Annotated in this window: 4 protein-coding genes; 3 read left to right on the top strand and 1 reads right to left on the bottom strand. The window is 73.9% G+C overall.

Annotation, left to right across the window (positions count from 1 at the left end; all coding sequences use genetic code 11):
* A partial coding sequence (locus E1285_RS43975) for a DJ-1/PfpI family protein (protein ID WP_207947281.1) occupies window positions 1-376 on the bottom strand: 376 nt, incomplete at its 3' end.
* A gap of 101 nt (window positions 377-477) precedes the next feature.
* Between E1285_RS43975 and E1285_RS43970 the strand changes: the two genes are divergently transcribed.
* The 3 genes from E1285_RS43970 (at window position 478) to E1285_RS43960 (ending at window position 3367) form a co-directional block, all read left to right on the top strand.
* Window positions 478-1308, top strand: a complete 831-nt coding sequence (locus E1285_RS43970; RefSeq protein ID WP_132160841.1) for an NAD(P)H-dependent oxidoreductase — start codon at window positions 478-480, stop codon at window positions 1306-1308.
* A gap of 237 nt (window positions 1309-1545) precedes the next feature.
* Window positions 1546-3117 carry a family 10 glycosylhydrolase gene (locus E1285_RS43965; protein ID WP_132160840.1) on the top strand — a complete coding sequence of 524 codons (1572 nt, stop codon included), beginning with the start codon at window positions 1546-1548 and terminating at the stop codon, window positions 3115-3117.
* 52 nt (window positions 3118-3169) lie between these two features.
* On the top strand, window positions 3170-3367 hold the full coding sequence (locus E1285_RS43960; protein ID WP_132160839.1) for a DUF3040 domain-containing protein: 198 nt from the start codon (window positions 3170-3172) through the stop codon (window positions 3365-3367).
* The last annotated feature ends 3 nt before the right edge of the window (window positions 3368-3370 follow it).

The raw sequence follows: 3370 nt of genomic DNA, 5'->3' as shown, positions 1-3370 counted from the left end.
CCAGCAGCCCCGCCGCCGCCAGCACGAACGCGCCCGTGCAGATCGAGGCGACCCGCGCGCCCCGGTCCCGCGCCGCCACCAGCGCCGCCGGGACCGGCCCGCCGCCCGGGCACGACTCGTCATGCGCGTGCGACGCCGGAACGATCACCGTGTCGGCCTCGGCCAGAGCCGCAGGCCCGTGCGGGACCGCCACCGTGAAATCGGCGTCGGTGGCCACCTCGCCCGGCTCGACGGCGCACGACGCCACCTCGTACAGCAGTGCGCCGCCCGCCGACCGCGCGTTCCCGAACAGCTGGTGGACGATCCCCAGCTCCATCGGCAGCACGCCCTCGCGCACCAGCACCGCCACCCGGTGCCTGCCGCCCGTGAACACCATGGCCCGATCCTTGCACACCATGGCCTACCGGCCACTCGTGCGCGGCGCCGCCCCCCGGCAGCATCGAAGGACCGCGACACACGGAAAGGAAACATCCGAAAATGAACGTCCTGTGGGTCTTCGCGCACCCCGAGCGGCGCTCCCTCAACGGCGCCCTCCGCGACCACGGCGCCGCGACCCTGCGGCGCCAGGGCCACCACGTCCGCCACTCCGACCTGTACGCGATGGAGTGGAACCCGCTGGTCGGGCCCGCCGACTTCGGCCACGATCCCCGCGGCCGCCTCATCGTCGGCGCCGCCTCCGAACGCGCCCACGCCGCCGGCGGGCTGGCCCCCGACATCCGCGCCGAACAGGACAAGATCACTTGGGCGGACGCGCTCGTCGTGCAGTTCCCGCTGTGGTGGTTCGGGATGCCCGCCATCCTCAAAGGCTGGTTCGACCGCGTCTTCGTGCAGGGCTTCGCGTTCGGCGTCACCGACGGCGACGGCCGCACCCTGCGCTACGGCGACGGCGGCCTGGCCGGCCGCCGGGCCCTGGTCATCACCACCGCGGGCGCGCGACCGACCGGCCTGGGCCCCCGCGGCGTCCACGGCAACGCCGACGACATGCTGTTCCCCCTCCTGCACGGCACCCTGTTCTACACCGGCATGGACGTCCTGCCGCCCCTGGTCGTCCCCAGCGCCGACCGCGCCGGCCCCGACGCCCACGCCGCCGCCGAGGCCCACCTTGACGAGCGCCTGCGCGCCCTGCCGACCGCCGCGCCGCTGCCCTACCGGGCCGAACTCGGCGGCGACTACGACACCGACCTGGTCCTGCGCCCCCACCTGGCCCCGGGCGGCGCCGGCCTCGCCGTCCACCGCACCGACACCCCCGGGACCGGCGCCCCCGAGGCCGGCACCGGCCCGGATTCGGCCCGCCCCGGCGCCGCCTGACCCCGCCCGCGGTCCGCGGCGGCGCAGCCCGCAGACGCAGCCCGGCGACGGAGCCCGGCGACGGAGCCCGGCGACGGAGCCCGGCGGCGAGAGCCGCGCGAGGACACGCGCGGCCGTGGCGCCGAAAGGGACGGCCGGGCATCATGCGGGCGGCGGGCCGGCATCGGTGTTTCGTCCCGAGCATCCCGCCGGGTGGGTCACAATGGGCGCGCTATGGCATGGCGAAACAGGATTCGAATGGCGGCGGCGGTCACGGCGATGATGTCGGCGGGGGCGCTGGCCGGCTGCGGCTTCGGCGGCGACGAGCGCTCCGGCGGCGGCAGCGCGCCCGTCCCGGCCGGGGCGCACGCCGAATGCGCCGGCGTCCCCGCACCCGACGACTCCAAGGCGCGGCAGCTGCGCGCCATGTGGATCGCCACCGTCGGCAACATCGACTGGCCCAAGGACCCCGGCGCCCCCGCGGCCGAGCAGAAGAAGCAGTTCACCCGCCTCCTGGACACCGCCGAGCAGATGAACATGAACGCGGTGGTCGTGCAGATCCGCCCCCAATCCGACGCGTTCTACGACTCCCCGCTGGAGCCGTGGTCGACGTGGATCACCGGCGAGCAGGGCAAGGATCCCGGCTACGACGTCCTGAAGTTCATGCTCAAGGAGTCCCACGCCCGCAACCTGGAGTTCCACGCCTGGTTCAACCCCTACCGGATCTCCCGCCACGACGACCTGGACAAGCTGTCCGGCAAGAGCCCCGCGCGGCAGAACCCCGGCTGGGTCCGCGAGTACGGCGGCGGCCTGTGGTACGACCCGGGCATCCCGCAGGTGCGGGAACTGGCCACCAAGGCCGTCATGGACGTCGTCAACAAGTACGACATCGACGCCGTCCACTTCGACGACTACTTCTACCCCTACCCCGAGGACGGCGAGTTCCCCGACGAGGCCACCTACAAGGCCCGCGGCGACGGCATGGACAAGGGCGACTGGCGGCGCCGCAACGTCGACCTGCTCGTCGAGGACCTGTCCGGCAAGATCCACGACGCCAAGCCCTGGGTGCAGTTCGGCATCAGCCCGTTCGGGGTGTGGCGCAACAAGACCACCGACCCCGCCGGATCCGACACCCGCGCCCTGCAGAGCTACGACGACGTCTACGCCGACACCCGCAAATGGATCAAGAAGGGGTGGCTCGACTACGTCACCCCCCAGCTGTACTGGCCGATCGGCGACCCCGCCGCCGACTACGCCGAGCTCGTCGGCTGGTGGGCCCGGCAGGTCGAGGGCACCGACGTGCGGCTGACCATCGGGCAGGGCGCCTACCGCGTCGGCGAGGACGCCGCCTGGAACGACCCCGCCGAACTGTCGCGCCACCTCACCCTCAACGCCAAGCACCCCCAGGTCAGCGGCGACGTGTACTTCAGCGCCTCCTCCATCGCCGGCAACCGCCGCGGCTTCGCCGAGCGGCTCCGCGACGACCACTACCGCCGCCCCGCGCTGCGGCCCGCCGTCGAGGGCAACGGCGGCAAGGCGCCCCCGCCCGTCCAGGACACCACCGCCCGGCCGCACGGCGACGGCGTGAAGGTCACCTGGCGGGCCTCCGAGGGCGCCGCCACCTACGCCGTCTACCGCGCCGACGGCGAACGCGCCGGCTGCGCCCCCGCCGAACCCGGCCAGCTCATCGCCGACGTCCGCGGCGGCGGCATCATCGACCCGTCCGCCGAACCCGGCCGCACCTACACCTACTACGTCACCGCCCTGGACCGCCTCCACCACCAGAGCGCCCCCGCACGCGCCGTGACGGTCACCACCCCGAAGGGATAACGATCATGCTCCGTGGGGAAGAACACAGCACCTGACCCCCGGAGGTATGAGCATGGCGCTGTCGATGGAGGAGCAGCGGATCCTCACGCAGATCGAGGTCCGCCTGAGCGAGGACGACCCGCGGCTGGCCCATCGCCTCGCACGGCTGGGCGCACCCCGCCGCCGCGCCCGCACCGCCGCCCTCGCCGCGGCCACCGTCATCATCGTCCTCGCCGCGATCGGCGCCGCCATCGCGGCCGCCGCACTATGACAC

The sequence above is a fragment of the Actinomadura sp. 7K507 genome (assembly GCF_004348425.1).
Taxonomy (GTDB): Bacteria; Actinomycetota; Actinomycetes; order Streptosporangiales; family Streptosporangiaceae; genus Spirillospora.
Note: the sequence above shows the minus strand (reverse complement) of the source record. Positions and strands in the feature narration are given on the sequence as shown.